Genomic DNA, 17,320 nt, shown 5'->3' on the forward strand with positions numbered 1-17,320 from the left:
GATTTTGGCGCAGTCCCGCTCCGAGCGCCGCTCGTGCGGATGCATGAATCAGTGCTTTCCGAATGCTATCCGCCTGCACAAGGTGGCATATAGTGTCGATACGCACACCAAAAAACTAATAAATACAGTGAGTTGATGCATGCGCCGTAGTATCGTGTCCAACAAATGACCGATAAGCCATTCGGAGCGACCAAAGTTGATGTGCGATCGTAGCCACCTCGAAAAGCCTCCGTCTAAAACTCGCAGCCGCATCAGCAACGGTTCTGCCGTGCTCGAAGGCGTGGACGGTCGCAGCGCGCCCGCGCGCCGTTATCGCGATGTCCTGGCCGAACTAATCAGCGACCTTGGCGGCGATCCCTCAGGCGCTCAGAGCGCAATCGCTCGCCGCGCCTCTGCGCTCTGCGTGGTCTGCGAGCAGGCTGAGGCTGAGATGGTTGCGGGCGGCGTGCTCGACCTCGCGGAGTTCACCACCGCCGCGAACAGCCTGCGCCGGCTTCTAAGCGACCTGGGGCTCGAGCGGCGTGCTCGCGATGTCACCCCCTCGCTTGCGTCCTATCTGGCCTCCAAAGCCACAGAGCGCGCCAAGGATTCGTTCGCGCCATTACCCGCCATTAGCCAGCGTGCGCCGGCAAGCCCCTCCAGCGGACTCGCTGAGCCCGCCGAGAGCCCATCCACCACCAGCCAAGAGGAAACACAACTATGAGCAATCCCAAGCCGCCGCGTCCGCCGCACGGCGACGACTACCTGATGCCCGGCCGCGAAGGCGGCAAGCAGTCTGCCGCTGGTGGCGGCAGCACGCACCGTGAGCCCAGCAAGCCTGCTGTCAAAACGAAGTAGACAACCGGCTGACCGCCTTGAACATCATCGACGCCATCGACGATCCCAATCTCTACGGGCCCTGGTTCCCCGGCGCGTCCTGGAATCCATGGAAGATCGTGCTCAAGGCCATCTTCGCAATCCCCATGACGGATGCGGAGAAAGTCTTCTTTCACTCCATTGCCGAGCGCGAGCCGCCTGCCGAACCCGTCAAAGAGGTTTGGATCATTGCAGGCCGCCGTGCCGGCAAGGACTCCGTGGCGTCTGTTCTGGTCGCCCACATGGCCGCGATGTTCGATGGCGGCTCCAGGCTACGCCCCGGCGAGCGGCCTGTCGTGCTGTGCCTCGCAACGGACCGCGATCAGGCCAAGATCATCTTTGGCTACACTCAATCCTATTTCCAGGACATCCCGCTACTCGCGGGCCTCGTGCAGCGTGAGACGGCGAGCGGCCTGGAGCTGAGCAACCGCGTTGACGTGACCATCGCCACCAACAGCTTTCGCAGCCTGCGTGGTCGCCCGGTGCTGGCTGCAGTCCTGGACGAATGTGCGTTCTATCGCGACGACAGTTCCGCCTCGCCAGATATCGAGACTTACGACGCCATCAAGCCCGGTACGGCGACGCTTCCCAATTCAATCATCATTGGCATCAGTTCGCCCTATCGAAAATCGGGGCTTCTGTACAACAAGTACCAGGAGCATTTCGGCAAAGACAGCAAGGTGCTGGTGATCAAGGCGCCTTCGCTGGTCCTCAATCCGACGCTGGATCCGCAGATCATCCAGGATGCGCTTCGCGATGACGTTGCGGTAGCCAGCGCTGAATGGCTCGGAGAGTTCCGAAACGACATCAGCTCCTACATTCCGATCGAGGCCGTGCGCGCCTGTGTCTCGAGTGGAGTGGCCGAGCGCAAGCCCGAGCGGCTAAATCACTATGTGGCGTTTACGGACGTTGCCGGCGGCAGCGGCAAGGACTCGATGACGCTCGCCATCGCCCACAAGACCGGCGCTGACGAGAGCGCGACAGTGATCCTGGATGCTATCCGCGAGGTTCGGCCGCCGTTCTCGCCTGAAGCCATCGTGCAAGAGTTTTGCGACTTACTGCGGTCCTATCGGGTCAGTCGCGTGGTCGGGGACCGCTTTGGGGGGGACTGGCCCCGCGAGAGTTTTCGAAGGTTTGGCGTTCACTATGAGACGGCCGATCGCTCGCGGTCCGACTTGTATGTCGCGCTGCTGCCTTTGATCAACTCGCGCGGGGCCGATCTCCTCGACCATGATCGGCTGATTACACAACTAGCGCTGCTCGAGCGGCGCGCCACTCGCGGCGGCAAGGATGCGATCGACCACGCGCCCGGCGCCCATGATGACGTTGCGAACGCGGTTGCGGGGGCATTGGTCCTTGCCACGACAGCGAAGCGAAGAAAACCCGGTCCTGTGAGTCACGAGTCGTCGGGCCGCTATAACCCTCACCAAGGAGCCTACAGTTGAGCGATACGATCGATACGGGCGCAGCCGAAGCCTGGATGGCTGGCGACATGCAGGGCGCGCAGGCGCTTTCACAGCCCATTCCTGATGAGCATTCGGCCTCTTCGGAGCCGCTTCAGCCTTGGTTGGAGAACCACCTGGCCGCCGGCAAGCTCCAGGACGGCCAGCGACCAGAGCCCGCAGCACACCAGGCGGCAGCCGAAACCGCGATGATCACGAATGCAGCCAGCAAGCTGAGCGAGCTCGGTGCGGAAGGTCAGGCGCTCGTGCAGGAATGGGGCGGGCATACGTCTCCTGATTTCAAGGAAAATCTCGCCTATGCCAAATCGGCGTTTGCCGACATTGCAAAGACTCGGCCCGACCTGATCGCCAAGGTCGATGCAAGCGGACTGGGCAATGATCCGGCGGTTCTCAAGATTCTCTCGGAGCTTGGCCGGCAAAAGGCACACACCTACGGAGACAACACGGTGAGCAGCAGACGCTTCAACGATGAGCCGAGCCGTGCGCTCCCGGCCGGCACCAGCGCGGCGCAACGCGAGTTGGACACCATCTACAAAAAGACCCCGCCAGGCACCGAGGGCTACAGGACGCGAGAAGTTCAAACGCGAGTCCAGCAGCTGCAGGAGATGATCCACGGCACCGGGCCTGCTGTTGGTATGGGCGGGAGGCTCGTCTGATGTCTGATATTCACGACCTCGTTGCCATGGACCTTTACGGCTTCTCGCTCGCAATCCAGGCCATGCCCTGGAATACGTTCTTCTACAAAACCGATCACGCGCTTGGCGACATTCTCGACAGCCCCGGATATTTCAACCAGGTTGCTGAGAACCTGCGGCGGAACGACCGGATCGAGATCACCGCGAGCGCTGACGGCGCGCCTGAGGCGGCCACTCTCGTGGTCAGCTCTGTCACCAATCGCCGGGGTGGCGACAAGTCTGTTGTGGTCACCAAACTGAGGCGGAAGTGATGAGCCGCGCCATCCGCATTCCGGGCGAAGGCGGCAAGATCGAAGCGAGGGCAGCGCGGCTACGTGCTGCCGTTGCTGCGGAGCTAACGCGCGTCGAGGAGCAGAAGAAGCCCAAGCCGCAGAAGCCGGCGCAGAAAACCTTTGCGCATATTCGGCACTACAGTGACCATTCCGCCAGCCGCGGCTGGAAATGATCGTTGAGAGTGAGACTCTGTTTAGGGAGCTAAAAATGAGAGCTACGGTTTCTTTGGTCGCTGCCGCTCGATCTGCCGCTGCCGCTTTTTGGTTTGGCGTTCTTTGTAGCGCCGTTGCTGTCTGCTCGGCTCTGCTTTGCTTTCAGTTTCTGACGCACTCGATCCTGATTGTCCAAGTCCCGGATAGGGCGCAGCTCCTGTCCGGTAGACATGAACCTGATCGACAAGCTGATTCCAGTCCAGTCTTGTGCTCATCGAGCAGCTGGCTAGCAAGGCAAACAGCAAGGTCCCAAGAAGCGGCTTTCCAGCAGACCCAATCGTTTTTCGAATTGCGCTAGCAAGCTCGGGGGAAGCACGTTCAATTTTCGAAATGGCTTCATCGGTGGGCTTCCCGCGTTCGACGTCCTGAAGCGCCTCTTGAAGGACAGTCAAGATTGCGAGTGTACGCGGCGGAGCACGCCTGACGCGAACAGCGTGCCCAACGAAGTCGAAATTTCCCTCAATAACTCTGGCTGTACCGCCACATCCCTGTATCGGGCAGCGCTCCTGAATATTACCGATTGTAATATCATCGGAATTGTCGATGGAAATTACATTCGATGGAAATATGGCGCCGCACTTCGGGCAGTGTGCTGGAAGTGGTGGCATTGTTTGAACCTCAGATTTGCTAGTCGGCGTAGTTGCCGTGGAGGCAAACATTCATGATCGGCTTGCCATCGTCGTCTACTTGAGGATTTGACGCGTCATATTCGAAGCAAAACGCCGTTCGATGCACCTCGTCTACCGTGCGGTAAACGAAGCATCCATCGACCAGAATTAGATCCGCTCCAGCAATCACAGGCTCTGTGATCAGATTACTATCTTTCTTGATTTGATATGGTGCGAAAGTGCCTCTTCCGGGGAAGATTGTCATTTGCTCGTCGCGCGGTTGCCTAGCCATGCACCGAGCAATGTGTCGCCTCGCACGCTCCGCTACGTCTCCCGTCATGTCTTTTCTGTACGCGTAGCTGTCGGGCTCGTAAAACACATCTCGAGCTGGCTGTCGGCCTGTGTTTTGGAATTCGAGGTAGAACCGTAAATCCCTCCCGACTGCCGGCTTTTCGCCAAGGCGCATTGTTGTGGCGCCCACCCAAGCGCGGTCTGCCCTGTGTGCGTTGTCCCAGCTTTTGTACGATACGATTGCGGCTCCGGCGGAGATCACGATTGCAACCACGCTCGCACAGAATGCCCAGCGCTGATATCGCGTGTCTCTCTTGTGAAGCCAATCGCGGGCATCCCTTAGCTTGCTCGCAGAAAAGATACTTCCATCGGCCAGCCGGCGGACGTCATATGCGCCGGTCTGTTCGAATTCCTTGAAGTTTTCGCAGCGCTCCCAATAGCGCTTCCAGCGCGCGGCCAACCAAGACACGAATCGCAAGCCTCCCCGAGATCTGCGATCCAACCGGAACCGGAGAGCGAGAGCAAGCTGCGCTAGCGGTGGATTGAATCTAATCGGACGGTTTTTCCGGTTTTTGGATATCCCCGGCGTCTAGATGCTGGAGCCAATCAAGCAGGTGGAAAATGATGGATTTTGTTCGGTACTACGCTGGTCGTGCTCGCTTCCGGTTCGCGATGATCGTAGCGACTTGGGCAGCCGGTGAGATTGAGCGGACTTTGGGGCGCTGACCTTCACGGCCTGCCGGTTCGCGCTGGGGGCCGGGCCGATCGCAATATGCACTCCACAGGGCTTTCAGTTCCCAACTACTTAACAGATATAAAGGATTCCCGACCCCCTTTGATAACGAGTGTTGCAGGCGAGCTACAGCAACGTGCAGGCGTACGACGTACTATTCTTTGGTAGGTGGGCGAACGCGCCGATTCATTGAACTCGTTATCTCTGGGGAGAGACTCGAATGAAGAAACTTATTGCGGCTGCGGCCGGAACACTGGCTCTCGGTTTAGCAGCTCCTGCCAGTGCGGCGGATCTCGCGGCCCGACCGTATACGAAGGCTCCGCCGATGGTTGCGGCGATGTACGACTGGAGCGGCTTCTACATCGGCATCAACGGCGGCGGCGGCTCAAGCCATACGTGCTTGGACTTTGTCACGCCGGTAACCGGTACCCTGGTCGGTGAGGGCTGCCACAACGCAACGGGCGGCACGATCGGCGGCCAGATCGGCTATCGCATGCAGTCGGGCCAGTGGGTGTACGGCATCGAAGGTCAGGGCAACTGGGCCGACTTCCGGGGCGACAACATCAGCACCGCCTTCCCAGGCAGTGCCCTGGTGACCGGTGACCGCAACCGTACCACCATCGATGCTTTCGGGCTCATCACCGGCCAGGTCGGTTACGCCTGGAACAACGTGCTGCTTTACGTGAAGGGCGGCGCCGCCGTCGTCGGTGACAAGTACGACATCTACGCCGCAGCAGGCACGCCGCTCGCGGGCACACGGCTGGCTTCGGCGAGCGAAACGCGCTGGGGCGGAACTGTCGGGGTCGGTCTGGAGTACGGCTTCGCGCCAAACTGGTCGCTGGGCCTGGAGTACGACCACATCTTCCTTGGCGATCGCACGATCGGCTTCACAACGCCCGTGGGTGGGGTATTCGGCAGCGACCGGATTCGCCAGGACGTCGATATGGGCTTGGTGCGCCTGAACTACAAGTTCGGAGGCCCGTCGCTCGCTAGATACTGAGCAGCAACAGGCAGATCCATAAGGGGCCGGCTCTTCGAGCCGGCCTTTTCTTTTGGGAGACTGAAATGACGAAATCGTACCGACCGATTGTCCCTTTAAGGATGGCCAAGGAGCTAAACATTGCGCTCGCTTCGGCTGAACCCAAGATAATTTGCAAAGCCATCGGCAAAGCCCTTGGCGACTTCAACATCGCCGAGGTGGCAAGGCAGACGGGGCTACAGCGACCGAGTATTTATCGGGCCTTCAAATCCAACACACAGCTTCCGAATTTCTCAACGGTTCTTGCAGTGCTCTCGGCAATGGACTTGCAGCTACAGGTAAAACCCAAGCGCGAGCGCTCCACGGCTGCTTAAAGCTGAGCCGGCCCGCCGGTTCACGCTCGCGGCCTTTATGCGTTGGTGCCCATTTTGGGAGGGGCGAAGTCAGGCCGCACATCGGCGCCGCGACTACCGCAGCCCTGGCAGACGAAACGCGGCTCAAGGTCAGATAGCCTCATACTGTCAGGCCAGCGGTCGGCCTCCAGAGCGACGTGATGGCCGCAATGGCAATAGACCAGCACGCGGCGCGGTCCCATCTCTCGCATCTCGCCGAAGGTAATCTTCATCTGCCGGCCGTCGGCGTGCGTAGGTGTGTGGCGTCTTACAGGAGGCATGCCGCCATCAAAGCGGCACCGTAAGTACCTCGCAAATTATCGATTCCTGGTAGGTCCGGGCAGGCGAACTACTGCGCGTCGTGGGTCGGGAAAAAGTCGCTTGAAGCTCACGCTGGCAGGTGCTCGCCTGAGCGATAAGCCAAAATTGCGCCGCCGGGCAAACAATACCTTGTCCCGGCGGCGATGGGTTTAGTCCAGCCCCGAGAGGGATCAACAAAATCCCGGATACTGATACTACGGACAGAAGCGCGCGAAGTTTCAGTGCACCTCTCCGTGCATTGCAATTCCAGGACCCGCCGGTTCACGGTGGCGGGCCTAATCTTCCTAGAATGTTTCGGGGGCGCCTAAGTTCGTTCCGCCCTTGGAACTGAACCAAGGTTTTCTAGTTTTGGAGTCGTTGTTGATGGCCCGAGGAAAGCGCCATGACGGAGCGCCGCCGACTGAAGCAGACCTACTCTCTTGAGGAACGATTGGCCGAACTGGCAACAAGGTACAAGGAGCAGGCCAGCGCATTACCGGCAGGCGCGGAACGCGAGGCACTTCTTAGGAAGGCTAGGCTAGCCGATACCGGCGCGCACATCAGCGATTGGCTGACCTCTCCCGGCCTGCAATCTCCGAAATAGGCCGCCGCAGGTGGCGGCCTCAGTTGCCAGTTTCCGTTTTGTGCCGACCCTCGAGATACCTCAAGGAATTTGGTCCGCCGTGAACACGTGGCGAACGGGAGCGTATCTCCGGACGCAACGAGCCGCATTGGTCTATTTTGCGTTGTCGCATCGCCCAGCTTGCCCAAGGCGTCCACCATATAGCCAGACTTCCGGAGCTCCCGCTTGCTATCAGCCAGGGTCCGGTAGCTCCGTTCCATGCTTTCGAGATGCTGGCGCGCGAACGAGTCCTTCACCGTCTCCAGTGCTTTCCGGTATCGCTCCGCCAGTTTGAGATATTCGTCGGGGGTCATCGGTGGAAATCCTTGGAACAAGTGTACACTATGGCACTTAGAGTCGCTCAACGGCTTGGTGATAGTAGTGGACCGCGATTTTAAGAACGAAGTGTTTTCGAGCTTTGACCCTAGCCCGGTGAAGCCCTGCGGCGAGTGTGGCAGAAAGCCCCTGTCCGTGTTGAAAATGCTAAATCCGCAAAACGGGAAAATCGTTCGCATGTTCAGGTGCCAGTGCGGTGAGCAGACTTGGACCGAGAACAACGAGTAAGGCCGCCTCAGTTGGCGTTGCGCTGGCGGCCCCGTTGTTCTCCGGGCGAGAACAGATTGCGCTAATAATCAATCTTCGTTTGTTCCTTGCGCGTGTATTTATAAGCGGAACACGTAGAAGTACGTTGCCTCAGTTGGCGGCGTTCTTGCCGTAGTTCTCTGCGATCTCCAGCAGCGCGGCGCGCTCTACCGGGTCAGTGGCAGCCTCTGCCAACTCGCGGCAGATAGCCTCCAACTCGACGGCTGTGTGCATTCGTTTATTGGACAAACGTTGGACATGCGGGCGGGTGAGGGAGGTAAGCCATTGAAAAGATTGGCGCTCCCTAGCGGAATCGAACCGCTCTCTCCACCGTGAAAGGGTGGCGTCCTAACCGATAGACGAAGGGAGCAAACCCAGGGCCCCGCCGCTTTTCGCGGCACGGCCGCTGGCCGCCCGAGTCATGCCCGGCGGCTGCAGCGGGCGAACCTATAATGGCCTTTGGCGCCCTGGGCAAGCCGTTCGGGAACGGTCTTTTGGCACCGGTGGATAGCATCCCACCCAAGGATCGGTCGGCCGAATTCAACGGTTTCTTAGGTTCCCTGAGCTAGCGCTGGACTGGGAGAATTTAAGCCGATGCCACCGCCCAAGAAGCGCGCAGCCCGCAAGTCGCTGTCGCAGCATGCCTGGATCACGCTCGACGGCGGATTCGCAGCGCGGCAATGCCTGGTCCAGGACATCTCCGCCACGGGCGCCAAGATCACGCTGGACGAGGATGCGAGCCAGCTCCCGGGCGTGATCCGGATGGCGTTCGCGCGCGATGCGCGGACCGGGCGGAGCTGCCAGGTGGTGTGGCGCCGCGGCAAATCGGCCGGCATCAAGTTCATCTGATCCCCGGGCAAAGCGACCCCGATGGCGCGCGACGCCGGTCCGGGCTAGAACGGCCTGCATGCGTGCGCCGCTCCTCATCCTGATCTCGTTGCTGACGACGGCCGCGGCCGCGGCGGAAGCCTTGCGTCTGCCGCCTCCGGAGCGCCCACAGGCCGGCAAGGCCTTGCCGCTGAACGGTGCCGGCGGGAGCGCGAAAGCGGGCTCCTGCGCCGCCTATGGCCGCGGCTTCCATCTGGTCGAGAGCACCGGCACCTGCGTCAAGATCGGCGGCTCGATCAGCGTCGAGACCACGGTCAGGCGCTGAGCCCCCATGCCGCCGGACATCATGCGGCCCGAGATCATCGTCCCGTTCGTGATGTATTGCGCGCTGCTGTGGTGGGTCGGCCGCGGCCTGAGCTGGACCGCGCGGCTCGCCACTGCGGCGGTCACGCTCGTGCTGATTTTCTGCGTACTGCTGTTCGAGCGCGACTGGCCTTAACAAAAAAACGCGAAAACAACCCCATGCACAGTAGCCGCCACCTCCCGGCGCCGCGCGGCAAAATGCCGATTCATCGTGCTCGTAACGGACTTTAAGCCGCGCCACCGCTCACGACATCGGCGGTGCCACAAATTGCGCAAAACCGGGCCGTTTGCCGAGTTCGGCGAGCCAGCGCGTCAGATGCGGCTGCGCGGGCCGGGTGATGCCCTCGACGCCGAGCCAGCGCCGCGCATAGGCGCCAACCGCGATGTCGGCGAGCGTGAACGCATCGCCGTCCATGAACGGACGCGTGGAGAGCAGGCGGTCCGCGATGGCCCAGACCTCGGCGGCGGCATCGGCATCCTTTTGCACCTGGATCATCTCGCGCTCGGCGGGCGGCGTGCGCACGATGCCCCAGAACACCGGGCGGTCGACCGGCTGCACCATCGACAGCGTCCAGTCGAGCCAGCGGTCGACGCTGGCGCGCAGCCTCGGCGCCTCGGGATAGATCGGCGTGCCGCGCCCATGCGCGAGGCAGAGATAGCGCATGATCGAATTGGATTCCCACAGCGTGAAGTCGCCCTCAACCAGCGTCGGGATCCGCGCATTGGGATTCATCGCGAGATAGTCGGCGTCGCGGGTCTTGCCGAACGCCATGCCGGCGTCGATGCGCTCGTAAGCCAAGCCGAGCTCGGTGAGGCACCACAGCACCTTTTGCACGTTGACCGAATTGGCGCGGCCCCAGATCGTCAGTTTTTGGTCCGGCACATCATCCTCCCGCGGCGCTTCTTTCGGCGCGGGTAATAGCGGAATTCACTGCGGCGAGCGACGGGCGATTGCGCCGATCCTCTCATGCAAAAGGTCCGCATGCAAAAGGTCCGCATGCAAAAAGCTCCGCCCGAGGCGGAGCTTTCATTGCAAGGCAAAGCCTGGTCAGGCGATCAGCGGCCGAAGAACAGCCACAGCAAGATGATCACCGGGATCGGCACGCCCAGCATCCACAACAAAATTCCGCGTCCCATCGCGTCCTCCTCCAATTGCATTGTCGAAGAGAGAACGCTTAGGAGAGGGGCTGGTTCCGGCAAAAAGGCCTACCAATGGCCGATGTTGGGCATCGACGACCACGGCTCCTGCGGCGGCTTCGGATCGCCCTTCTGCAACAGCTCGATCGAGTGCAAATCCGGCGAGCGGACGAAGGCCATGTTGCCGTCGCGCGGCGGACGGTTGATGGTGACGTCGGCCTTCATCAGCTTCTCGCAGGTCGCGTAGATGTCGTCGACTTCATAGGCGAGATGGCCGAAGAAGCGATCCTCGCCGTATTTTTCCTCGTCCCAATTCCAGGTGAGCTCGACCAGCGGCGCGCCGCGCGTCTGTGGCTGCTTCTTCAGCGCCTCGAGATCGTCCGACGAGCACAGGAACACCAGCGTGAAACGCCCCTTGTCGTTCTCGATCCGCCGAACCTCCTTCAGCCCCAGCGCATCCTGGTAAAACTTCAGCGCGACATCGAGATTGCGCACGCGCAGCATGGTGTGGAGGTATCGCATGGTTGTTGCTCCCTGGGTGGATGGAGGGTTTTTGGTTCGGCCGAGCCGAAGGGAGTAGGAGATAGCAGGAAAATCCGGGGAGGGGCAGGGGGCGGGTGCACATGTGCATGAGGGTGAAGCCGGCTGATGAAGTAAATCAGCCGGCGAAATTTCAATGCACTTTCACCGAAAATCCAGTGCCGCACACGCGCCATTGGCTGTGTGTGCGGGGCGGTCTGCTGCCGCGACCTATTGCGCCGCGAGGCGGTGTCCGGCCTGCTCGATCGGCGGCATGAAGAGCGATACCGCCGTGCCTTCGGGGTCGCGAAACTGGAACGTCCTGTTGCCCCATGGCATCGTTTTCAACTCGTGCACCAGCGTAACCTTGTCTTTCAGGCGCTGATAATCCGCATCGATGTCTTCAACCTGAAACTCGATCACGGCGGTGCGGTTCGCGCCGGGCTCGGCACTGTTTTCTTTCCAGAGCGTGACCGTCTCGGCTGCGCCGATTGCGAGGTTGGCGCCCGGCGTCACGATCTTGGCGAACACCGGCGCGAGCCATTCGGCGGAACATCCGGTCACCATTTCGTAGAACGAAACCATGATTTTTAATGTCAGTAGCGATCAGGCGAGTGGAGGCGAACTTCATGGCATGTCCTTTGGTTGACCGCAGATTTGAGCGGCATCGCGGGGCTCGTCGCACACCGCTGCTGCCACCCTGATGTCAGCAGTCACGATGCCGCGCCGAGCGCGCCGTGAATGGCGATGGCATTGCTCAAGCGCTAGAAAACGAGCCCTTCACGAAGCCCCACAGCGCTAACCGGGTCCTCAGAACGTGACGCAAATCGCAGAACTGGGCCACCTCACTCACGGGGGACACGGGGTTGTTTAGCCGTTGGCAGATGAACTCCCCGCGGAACTGACGCGACTAACCGCTATGGCCAATATTCTAGGCGAGCTTCTGTTTGCACTTATCCGCTCGATTGTTGCCGGATGGGCGTATGCGCTCTGGGTCAAACTGGCGACATGGCTCGAGCCGAAAATTCAACGGCGTTGGGTGAAGATTGCCGTAGGAGGCCTCCTCGGCCTGGCAGCCTTTTTTATGATTCCGATCGTGATGGCGCTGTTGGGCCTTTGAAGACAATGAAATCCGTTCTCACCGTCGCACTGGCAATCGGGGCCCTCGTCTCGACGGTGCTGCTCGTCATGGAGCAGCTAACCGACTACTCCACCCCTGTGATGGCATGGGAGATGCCGGGTATATCCGCAGCTTACCTTTTCTGGGGAGCTGTCGGCAGTTCCGTTTTCTTGGGCGTCGCCATCACTTGGGCCGTGAACGCCATCGTTTACGGGGCGCCCGCTTTCGTTGTCCTTACAGTCATCAAGCTGGCAATCCGCGATCTGCCGAAGTGACAGAACTGAGCTCGGCGCGGAGCCGATGCTCAGCGCGCTCAAGAAAATGAGCGGCAGCAGGTCATGCAAGGCGCCTGACGCGCCTTGCATGATCGTCTGAAATTTCGCCTGCCGGCGAGCGGCCGGACGGCCGACATCATGAACCACGACGGAGTTCGAGGCGACGAATGCCCGTAAACGAAGGTCTCTCGTCGTGAAATGGTTTAGACGATACGCAGTTGGCTGCCCGATCGCGGTGCTCCTGTTCTCGGGCCGAGACAGTTACAAACGGCCCGGCGAAGACATGCGCTACGGGGCCATCCTTATGGTAGCCGCCGGTTGGCCTGTTGTTGCCGCGATTGTCGTGGGAAGCACCATCGGTGACATCGTACATGACGTGAAGCAAGGCAAAGCAGGATGAGTGCCCGGCTCGCAAAGCGACAGGCCGCGATCCCGGCATTGAAGTTGTGGAATCGACATTGCGGGATCGTGCGCTCAATCGACGCTGTCTGTGCCCGACGAAATGCAGCGCGCTCAACGTTTGTGAATGCAGCGTTGGCCGAACGCCTGCAACCTTCCCGCGACACTTCTGATCATCGGTGAGTCATGTTCTTCCGTCTCGCAGGGGCGGGGCGTACATGCCCGCTGTCTACTTCTCGAGCCCGGCCTTTTGCCGCATCGTGTCGATCAGCTCTGACGCCTCTGCCTTGGTCAGATCCTTCTTGGGGAGGGGCTTGTGCGCCTGCTCGGCGAGGGTCTTGAGGTAGGATTCCTGGGCGCCGGTCATCGGGTCGTCGCCGGAAACCCAATCCTTCGGATCCTTTTGTGTGTTGTCCCCGGTGTTGTCAGCTGTCTTGTCAGCCATCGCGATCTCTCCTTTTCCACCTAACGTCGGCGCGCGCTTGTCGTTCCTCATTTGTTCGTCAGTCGAAAACGTGCGGAAATTGAACGTCTCGAGATCTGCCATGAAGAACCGACCTACTGGCCAGCGCGGAACAAGCGCTCCCGCCAAGCGTAGGTTCTGCATGAGTGAGAACCTGTCCCATCTCATCGAACATTCCGTGCAGATCGCCTGGGATTATCTGGAGCGCACCGGACAAGTCAGCGACGCGCCGTTCACCAGCCGCTTTCTCTCGGCCGCCGTCGAAGAGATGGTCCGCAAGGGCGAGCACAGACGCCTCATGCTGGCCAACCGGGCCATCACGGCGTTCGAGCGGCTTTCCAATAGGCAAGCTGCATAGATCGGTCCCCGGCCTTCGGTCGTCACTGCGCGGCGGTCCTGCAGTTCTCCGAGTGCAATTTGTTGAACCCCGGCGAAGCCCGGCGCGACCAACCGCCATGCTGCAAAGCCTGCTCGGCATCGGAATTGGCTTCGCGGCCTATGTGCTGAGACACCAAAGAGGAAAGTCGTGAAGGCGATCACACTGCTCGCGGTGGCGGCCATGCTGCTGGTGGAAATCTTCGGGTCGAAGGCGAGCGTCGGCGGCTCGATGAGCTTCATGCTGGTCTTTGTGCTCGTGATGCTGGCTGTCGCGATCTACGAGGCTTGGTCGAACGAGCGCGGCGCGATCGGATGGATCGTCAACCTGCTCGCTTCGGCGGTTGGCGGGCTGGTTGCGGTTGCCCTGATCGGGATGGCCGTGGAGGCGATGCTGCCATACCTTCACCTCGAAGGTTCGCTCGCGTCCTCGCAACATCCCCTGAAATACGTCCTAGTCGCAGCCATTGCGATCTGCATGGTGCTGGGATCATGGCTGCCGCTGTTGGCCGTCAACCGGTTTCGTCACTGAAGGGCACCCGGCGTCGCGCTCCCTAGCGCTTTGCTTCCTGCTTGCCACGCCTGATTTCCTCAGCCTCGTCCACCAGCTTCAAGGCGGCGCCGTCGTAGCTCAGCTTGAGCCCACGGCCGACAGTCCATATCCATCCGTCCCGGGCGTCCCTGGTTGGCTGGGCGTTGAACTGGTCGGAGATCGATTTGACGGCAGCGTCTTGGGGACCCGGATTGTTCAACTCCGCAATGACGCGCCAGATGGGATGTTTGGGATCAGGATTCCCAGGGTCAACGTCGTCGGCAAAGATCGTGACCTTGGCGCCGTCGACTGCGCACTCCAGGACGTAGGAATCGCGAATCTGACGGCAGCGGTAGCGACGTTGCGTGACGAGCTTGTTGATTTCGTCGAATGTCATCCCTGGCGAAAAGCCGAGGATGTCGGACTTCTTCACGAGTGCCATAGACGCAGGCTTTAGAAAGCCGGGCTGTACCGCCACGAGAACGGCGGCAACAACAACGATCAAGCCGGCGACAACAATGGCAATCTTCATCAGCCCCTCACAAGAAACGTTCGACCATACAACAGCCGGAGCGTTCTACCAGCCATCGCCCTGCATGCTTCGAGCCTCCGGCTATTTTTGTAGGACTGCACCTTCGGAGGATCACAGCTTTGGAAGATCGCATGGGCACGTATCGGCTGGTCATGAACGTGAAAAACCGCCCCTGACATGACCAGGGGCGGCTTTCACCAAACGGGGTTTCGAACGCGATCTAGTGACCGGTGCCCGGCTTCGTCGTCTTCGGCGGCTTGCCGTCTTCGATCCGGCCTTCGTTGCGCAAGTCGCGACCTTCCTGGGCCTTCTTCTGGCTCTCGGGGGACTTGCCGTGTTCGTTCATCTCTTCTTTGATGAATCCGGCGCCTTCCTTCACTTTACCTTCAACGCTCATGACGATCTCCTTGCTGGAGATGGGGCAACTCGCGGCAAGACCTGACCGTTCCGGTGCGCGCACGATTGTGAGGAGTGCATTCGACAGGTTCCAAAGACCCTTCTCATGAAATGGCCGCGCCGCTTGTGGAAGCGACGCGGCCGAGAAGCGAGCCGTACAGGAAACCGGCTTACTTCTTGTTGCTGCGGGTCTTGGTACCGCCCTGGTCGCTGCCCGGGCCGGAGCCGCCCTGGCCGGAGGCGTCGGGCCTCACCATTCCGCCCTTGCTCATGCCGTCATGGCTCACGCCGGTCGTGCCGCTGCTCATCGTGCCCTTGTCCGTGTTGGTCATGCCGGGCTTCTGCATGTTGTCGGACTGCGCGGCGGGGCCGGTCTGGGTCTGGGCCAAGGCAGAGCCGCACATGAGGCCGAGGGCGGCGGTCGCAATGACGAGCTTCTTCATCTCAAACTCCTGGTTGGTTGTGTGGGCCAACGGGAGCGCAGAAACCGTGTTCCTAAAACAAGGCGTTCCGGAGTGCAAAAATTCTCGTCTGCAACGAGGCGTTGTCGGTTCTGCTTGAATCAGAACCGCTCCAGATTGTTGTGACGCGTTTTCGTCGCGCGAACTTGAAAACGCTCTAAGCCGCAAGCCGCTGATCGGCCGGGCCCGTCAGGTGCTTGAGCACTTCCGCGTGCTCCAGGTCGGGAACCGCAATGGCCGTGTGGCTGTAGCTCGTATTGGTTCGTGAGTTTGCAATCCTGTCCAGGATCTCGCCGCCCTTGATGACGTGGAGACCCATGCCCTCTCCCGACGGGAAGATCGCGAGCACCACGTCATAGGCTGTGATGACGGCGCGAAGCGCTTCGGCCTTGTCTTCGGCAATGTCGACGAACACGCGAACATCGGCCGCGAGTTCACGCAGCTCGTTAAAATCCAGCACTGTGGGGTACTCCAACGCAACGATACTAAGAGGAGCTTGGAGGCGTTAGGTTACCGAAGTCTCAACGGCGCATGCCCAGCCAAAGGTTTATCGACCAGGCGCTCCCGTCCAGCCGATAGGACGCGCGGGCGTTGCCGCTTGCTCGGCAAGGCGCCGGCACGGAAAGAACCTATGGAGCGGGAGGGACGAAGCGCGCCTCATACCCATACGGGCGTCACGCGATACGCGCGTGACTCATGCGCGGTTTACTTGGCGTATCCCTGGGAGCGGAGCCACGCGATCTTGCGGTCGCCATTGATCCAGTCGTCGGCGTCTGCCTTGCTGGTGAAGCCCTTGATTTCGCGCTGTTCGCTGTCCGGGTAATCCGCCAGGATTTTCCAGTCGTTGTCTGCAATGCGGACGGTTTTGAAGGTCACTTTTGTTTTTGCCATGCCGCATTATGCAGGAGATGGCCGGAAAAGAGAACCTGCCTTGTGACGGTCACCGGGGTGGCCGGGCGCAGACCTCGGGGGCCAGCCTGATCGGCAGTGCGGGGCCGGGTCCAGGCAAAGACGAAAGCCCCGCCTGGGGGAAGCGGGGCTCTCTGATGGGGGGTGAAGCTTGGGGACTTCAAAGAGTTAGACGCCTCGGGGAGAAAATGGTTCAACGCGAAAACGGCGGAAGCTGCGGCATCTTTGCCGGGGCGTCCGGCCCTCCGCAGAACCCCTGCTTGCGTTTTGGGCGTCGATGGGTTCTAAGCCCCGTCACTTCATGAAAGTTGGCATGAAACAGAAGCGCGTTGCGCGGTCGGACCGCGTCCTGAGCAAAGCCTGCTCGCGCGCACAGAAGGAAATTCAGACATGGCGAAGATGACGAAGACTCAGTTGATCGATGCAATTGCCGAGGGCACGCAGCTGTCGAAGAACGACGTGAAGTCGGTCATCGAGTACATGGCGACGGTCGGCTACAAGGAGCTCAACGAGTCCGGCGAGTTCGTCATTCCCGGCTTCGTGAAGATGTCGGTGGTGAACAAGCCGGCGACCGAAGCCCGCATGGGCGTCAATCCCTTCACCAAGGAGCCGATGCAGTTCGCCGCGAAGCCGGCGAGCAAGTCGGTGAAGGCCTCGCCGCTGAAGGTGGCCAAAGACTCCGTCTAAGGGCTCGCGTTTTCGTTGCGGAGGCTTCTTTTCGCGGAGCGCTGCAATGATTGCTTGCTTGTGCTGAACCAATAAGGAACTCTCTTAAGGAACTCTAGGGCGTCGTCAGGCTTTGCTTCCGAAAGGGAGAAATCACATGACTGGTCTCAGCGAAGAAGAGATTCGAAATCGGGCCTATCACCTCTGGAAGGAGGCTGGCGAGCCCGCAGGCACGATGGACACCTTCTGGTACGAGGCCGAAAAGGAGCTTCTCGCCGAGCGGACCGAGCAAGGCGAAGTCCCGCCCGGGATGACCGACAATCTGCCGGTCTGACTTTGC

Annotated in this window: 30 protein-coding genes, 1 tRNA gene and 1 pseudogene; 18 read left to right on the forward strand and 14 right to left on the reverse strand. The window is 60.5% G+C overall.

All coding sequences use genetic code 11. From position 1 onward, the window contains the following. Nucleotides 1-268: 268 nt before the first annotated feature. The 6 genes from ACFQX9_RS23425 (at nucleotide 269) to ACFQX9_RS23450 (ending at nucleotide 3,458) form a co-directional block, all read left to right on the forward strand. On the forward strand, nucleotides 269-703 hold the full coding sequence (locus ACFQX9_RS23425; protein ID WP_377790754.1) for a hypothetical protein: 435 nt from the start codon (nucleotides 269-271) through the stop codon (nucleotides 701-703). Then, nucleotides 700-837, forward strand: a complete 138-nt coding sequence (locus ACFQX9_RS23430; RefSeq protein ID WP_377790756.1) for a hypothetical protein — start codon at nucleotides 700-702, stop codon at nucleotides 835-837. Before ACFQX9_RS23425 ends, ACFQX9_RS23430 begins: the two co-directional genes overlap by 4 nt. A 98-nt stretch (nucleotides 838-935) precedes the next feature. Further along, nucleotides 936-2,300, forward strand: a complete 1,365-nt coding sequence (locus tag ACFQX9_RS23435) for a hypothetical protein (RefSeq protein ID WP_377790757.1) — start codon at nucleotides 936-938, stop codon at nucleotides 2,298-2,300. Next, entirely contained in the window at nucleotides 2,297-2,974 is a 678-nt protein-coding gene (locus ACFQX9_RS23440; protein ID WP_377790759.1) for a hypothetical protein, read from the forward strand. Before ACFQX9_RS23435 ends, ACFQX9_RS23440 begins: the two co-directional genes overlap by 4 nt. Then, nucleotides 2,974-3,264 (forward strand): hypothetical protein, encoded by a 291-nt coding sequence (locus tag ACFQX9_RS23445; RefSeq protein WP_377790761.1) that lies wholly within the window; start codon nucleotides 2,974-2,976, stop codon nucleotides 3,262-3,264. Before ACFQX9_RS23440 ends, ACFQX9_RS23445 begins: the two co-directional genes overlap by 1 nt. After that, the gene (locus ACFQX9_RS23450; protein WP_377790763.1) at nucleotides 3,264-3,458 is read left to right on the forward strand and encodes a hypothetical protein; all 195 of its coding nucleotides are present in this window, start codon (nucleotides 3,264-3,266) and stop codon (nucleotides 3,456-3,458) included. Before ACFQX9_RS23445 ends, ACFQX9_RS23450 begins: the two co-directional genes overlap by 1 nt. Nucleotides 3,459-3,500: 42 nt before the next feature. Here the strand turns inward: ACFQX9_RS23450 and ACFQX9_RS23455 are convergent, their stop codons facing one another. Both ACFQX9_RS23455 and ACFQX9_RS23460 read right to left on the reverse strand, forming a co-directional pair. Beyond that, nucleotides 3,501-4,106, reverse strand: coding sequence for a hypothetical protein (locus ACFQX9_RS23455; RefSeq protein WP_377790766.1), 606 nt, complete (start codon nucleotides 4,104-4,106; stop codon nucleotides 3,501-3,503). Nucleotides 4,107-4,125: 19 nt separating this feature from the next. After that, entirely contained in the window at nucleotides 4,126-4,866 is a 741-nt protein-coding gene (locus tag ACFQX9_RS23460; protein ID WP_377790767.1) for a hypothetical protein, read from the reverse strand. Nucleotides 4,867-5,350: 484 nt separating this feature from the next. On the opposite strand from ACFQX9_RS23460, the gene ACFQX9_RS23465 reads away from it, so the two are divergent. Then, entirely contained in the window at nucleotides 5,351-6,130 is a 780-nt protein-coding gene (locus tag ACFQX9_RS23465; RefSeq protein WP_377790769.1) for an outer membrane protein, read from the forward strand. Between the two features lie 65 nt (nucleotides 6,131-6,195). Continuing rightward, complete coding sequence (locus tag ACFQX9_RS23470; protein ID WP_377790771.1) at nucleotides 6,196-6,483, forward strand: DNA-binding protein; 288 nt, start codon at nucleotides 6,196-6,198, stop codon at nucleotides 6,481-6,483. A gap of 35 nt (nucleotides 6,484-6,518) precedes the next feature. Here ACFQX9_RS23470 and ACFQX9_RS23475 read toward each other — a convergent pair whose 3' ends face one another. Continuing rightward, nucleotides 6,519-6,782: a hypothetical protein gene (locus ACFQX9_RS23475; RefSeq protein WP_377790773.1), complete on the reverse strand. Its 264-nt coding sequence runs from the start codon at nucleotides 6,780-6,782 to the stop codon at nucleotides 6,519-6,521. A 422-nt stretch (nucleotides 6,783-7,204) separates the two neighbouring features. Between ACFQX9_RS23475 and ACFQX9_RS23480 the strand changes: the two genes are divergently transcribed. Continuing rightward, nucleotides 7,205-7,405: a hypothetical protein gene (locus ACFQX9_RS23480; RefSeq protein ID WP_377790775.1), complete on the forward strand. Its 201-nt coding sequence runs from the start codon at nucleotides 7,205-7,207 to the stop codon at nucleotides 7,403-7,405. Nucleotides 7,406-8,116: 711 nt separating this feature from the next. Here ACFQX9_RS23480 and ACFQX9_RS23485 read toward each other — a convergent pair. Both ACFQX9_RS23485 and ACFQX9_RS23490 read right to left on the reverse strand, forming a co-directional pair. Continuing rightward, nucleotides 8,117-8,239, reverse strand: a complete 123-nt coding sequence (locus ACFQX9_RS23485) for a hypothetical protein (protein WP_377790777.1) — start codon at nucleotides 8,237-8,239, stop codon at nucleotides 8,117-8,119. A gap of 61 nt (nucleotides 8,240-8,300) precedes the next feature. Then, nucleotides 8,301-8,375 (reverse strand) — tRNA-Glu (locus ACFQX9_RS23490). A 224-nt stretch (nucleotides 8,376-8,599) separates the two neighbouring features. On the opposite strand from ACFQX9_RS23490, the gene ACFQX9_RS23495 reads away from it, so the two are divergent. Genes ACFQX9_RS23495 through ACFQX9_RS23505 form a run of 3 tightly spaced genes read left to right on the forward strand, consistent with a single transcriptional unit; the run spans nucleotide 8,600 to nucleotide 9,332 of the window. Continuing rightward, a complete protein-coding gene (locus ACFQX9_RS23495; protein ID WP_007591415.1) occupies nucleotides 8,600-8,854 on the forward strand; it encodes a PilZ domain-containing protein in 255 nt (84 codons plus the stop codon). A 58-nt stretch (nucleotides 8,855-8,912) separates the two neighbouring features. Beyond that, nucleotides 8,913-9,158: a hypothetical protein gene (locus ACFQX9_RS23500; RefSeq protein ID WP_018454386.1), complete on the forward strand. Its 246-nt coding sequence runs from the start codon at nucleotides 8,913-8,915 to the stop codon at nucleotides 9,156-9,158. A 6-nt stretch (nucleotides 9,159-9,164) separates the two neighbouring features. Continuing rightward, the gene (locus tag ACFQX9_RS23505) at nucleotides 9,165-9,332 is read left to right on the forward strand and encodes a hypothetical protein (RefSeq protein ID WP_377790780.1); all 168 of its coding nucleotides are present in this window, start codon (nucleotides 9,165-9,167) and stop codon (nucleotides 9,330-9,332) included. A gap of 108 nt (nucleotides 9,333-9,440) precedes the next feature. Here the strand turns inward: ACFQX9_RS23505 and ACFQX9_RS23510 are convergent, their stop codons facing one another. From ACFQX9_RS23510 to ACFQX9_RS23520, 3 genes and pseudogenes are all read right to left on the reverse strand, one after another. Further along, nucleotides 9,441-10,079: a glutathione S-transferase family protein gene (locus ACFQX9_RS23510; RefSeq protein WP_085353458.1), complete on the reverse strand. Its 639-nt coding sequence runs from the start codon at nucleotides 10,077-10,079 to the stop codon at nucleotides 9,441-9,443. Nucleotides 10,080-10,402: 323 nt separating this feature from the next. After that, nucleotides 10,403-10,855, reverse strand: coding sequence for a VOC family protein (locus ACFQX9_RS23515; protein ID WP_247338024.1), 453 nt, complete (start codon nucleotides 10,853-10,855; stop codon nucleotides 10,403-10,405). A gap of 228 nt (nucleotides 10,856-11,083) precedes the next feature. Next, nucleotides 11,084-11,483 (reverse strand): annotated as a pseudogene (locus ACFQX9_RS23520) (VOC family protein). A gap of 246 nt (nucleotides 11,484-11,729) precedes the next feature. On the opposite strand from ACFQX9_RS23520, the gene ACFQX9_RS23525 reads away from it, so the two are divergent. Together ACFQX9_RS23525 and ACFQX9_RS23530 are read left to right on the forward strand one after the other, a co-directional pair. Then, nucleotides 11,730-11,972 carry a hypothetical protein gene (locus ACFQX9_RS23525; RefSeq protein ID WP_245288382.1) on the forward strand — a complete coding sequence of 81 codons (243 nt, stop codon included), beginning with the start codon at nucleotides 11,730-11,732 and terminating at the stop codon, nucleotides 11,970-11,972. 5 nt (nucleotides 11,973-11,977) lie between these two features. Next, entirely contained in the window at nucleotides 11,978-12,247 is a 270-nt protein-coding gene (locus ACFQX9_RS23530) for a hypothetical protein (protein ID WP_018454380.1), read from the forward strand. A 628-nt stretch (nucleotides 12,248-12,875) separates the two neighbouring features. On the opposite strand, the gene ACFQX9_RS23535 is transcribed toward ACFQX9_RS23530, so the two are convergent. Further along, entirely contained in the window at nucleotides 12,876-13,091 is a 216-nt protein-coding gene (locus tag ACFQX9_RS23535) for a DUF3072 domain-containing protein (protein ID WP_026232720.1), read from the reverse strand. Nucleotides 13,092-13,251: 160 nt separating this feature from the next. Between ACFQX9_RS23535 and ACFQX9_RS23540 the strand changes: the two genes are divergently transcribed. Further along, on the forward strand, nucleotides 13,252-13,467 hold the full coding sequence (locus ACFQX9_RS23540; RefSeq protein ID WP_018454377.1) for a hypothetical protein: 216 nt from the start codon (nucleotides 13,252-13,254) through the stop codon (nucleotides 13,465-13,467). A 168-nt stretch (nucleotides 13,468-13,635) separates the two neighbouring features. Continuing rightward, nucleotides 13,636-14,016, forward strand: a complete 381-nt coding sequence (locus ACFQX9_RS23545) for a hypothetical protein (RefSeq protein ID WP_247368487.1) — start codon at nucleotides 13,636-13,638, stop codon at nucleotides 14,014-14,016. Nucleotides 14,017-14,038: 22 nt separating this feature from the next. Here the strand turns inward: ACFQX9_RS23545 and ACFQX9_RS23550 are convergent, their stop codons facing one another. The 5 genes from ACFQX9_RS23550 to ACFQX9_RS23570 form a co-directional block, all read right to left on the reverse strand. Beyond that, complete coding sequence (locus ACFQX9_RS23550) at nucleotides 14,039-14,548, reverse strand: hypothetical protein (protein ID WP_377790783.1); 510 nt, start codon at nucleotides 14,546-14,548, stop codon at nucleotides 14,039-14,041. Between the two features lie 220 nt (nucleotides 14,549-14,768). Then, a complete protein-coding gene (locus ACFQX9_RS23555; protein WP_007610124.1) occupies nucleotides 14,769-14,945 on the reverse strand; it encodes a hypothetical protein in 177 nt (58 codons plus the stop codon). A gap of 169 nt (nucleotides 14,946-15,114) precedes the next feature. Beyond that, complete coding sequence (locus ACFQX9_RS23560) at nucleotides 15,115-15,387, reverse strand: hypothetical protein (protein ID WP_247368482.1); 273 nt, start codon at nucleotides 15,385-15,387, stop codon at nucleotides 15,115-15,117. Nucleotides 15,388-15,562: 175 nt separating this feature from the next. Then, nucleotides 15,563-15,865 carry a hypothetical protein gene (locus ACFQX9_RS23565; RefSeq protein WP_018454373.1) on the reverse strand — a complete coding sequence of 101 codons (303 nt, stop codon included), beginning with the start codon at nucleotides 15,863-15,865 and terminating at the stop codon, nucleotides 15,563-15,565. Nucleotides 15,866-16,110: 245 nt separating this feature from the next. Beyond that, a complete protein-coding gene (locus ACFQX9_RS23570; RefSeq protein WP_007591378.1) occupies nucleotides 16,111-16,296 on the reverse strand; it encodes a hypothetical protein in 186 nt (61 codons plus the stop codon). Nucleotides 16,297-16,704: 408 nt separating this feature from the next. Between ACFQX9_RS23570 and ACFQX9_RS23575 the strand changes: the two genes are divergently transcribed. Then, on the forward strand, nucleotides 16,705-17,001 hold the full coding sequence (locus ACFQX9_RS23575; RefSeq protein ID WP_007591377.1) for an HU family DNA-binding protein: 297 nt from the start codon (nucleotides 16,705-16,707) through the stop codon (nucleotides 16,999-17,001). Between the two features lie 136 nt (nucleotides 17,002-17,137). Further along, nucleotides 17,138-17,314: a DUF2934 domain-containing protein gene (locus ACFQX9_RS23580; RefSeq protein ID WP_247390577.1), complete on the forward strand. Its 177-nt coding sequence runs from the start codon at nucleotides 17,138-17,140 to the stop codon at nucleotides 17,312-17,314. Nucleotides 17,315-17,320 lie beyond the last annotated feature (6 nt).

Source organism: Bradyrhizobium sp. GCM10028915 (genome assembly GCF_042666195.1).
Classification (GTDB): Bacteria; Pseudomonadota; Alphaproteobacteria; order Rhizobiales; family Xanthobacteraceae; genus Bradyrhizobium; species Bradyrhizobium canariense_D.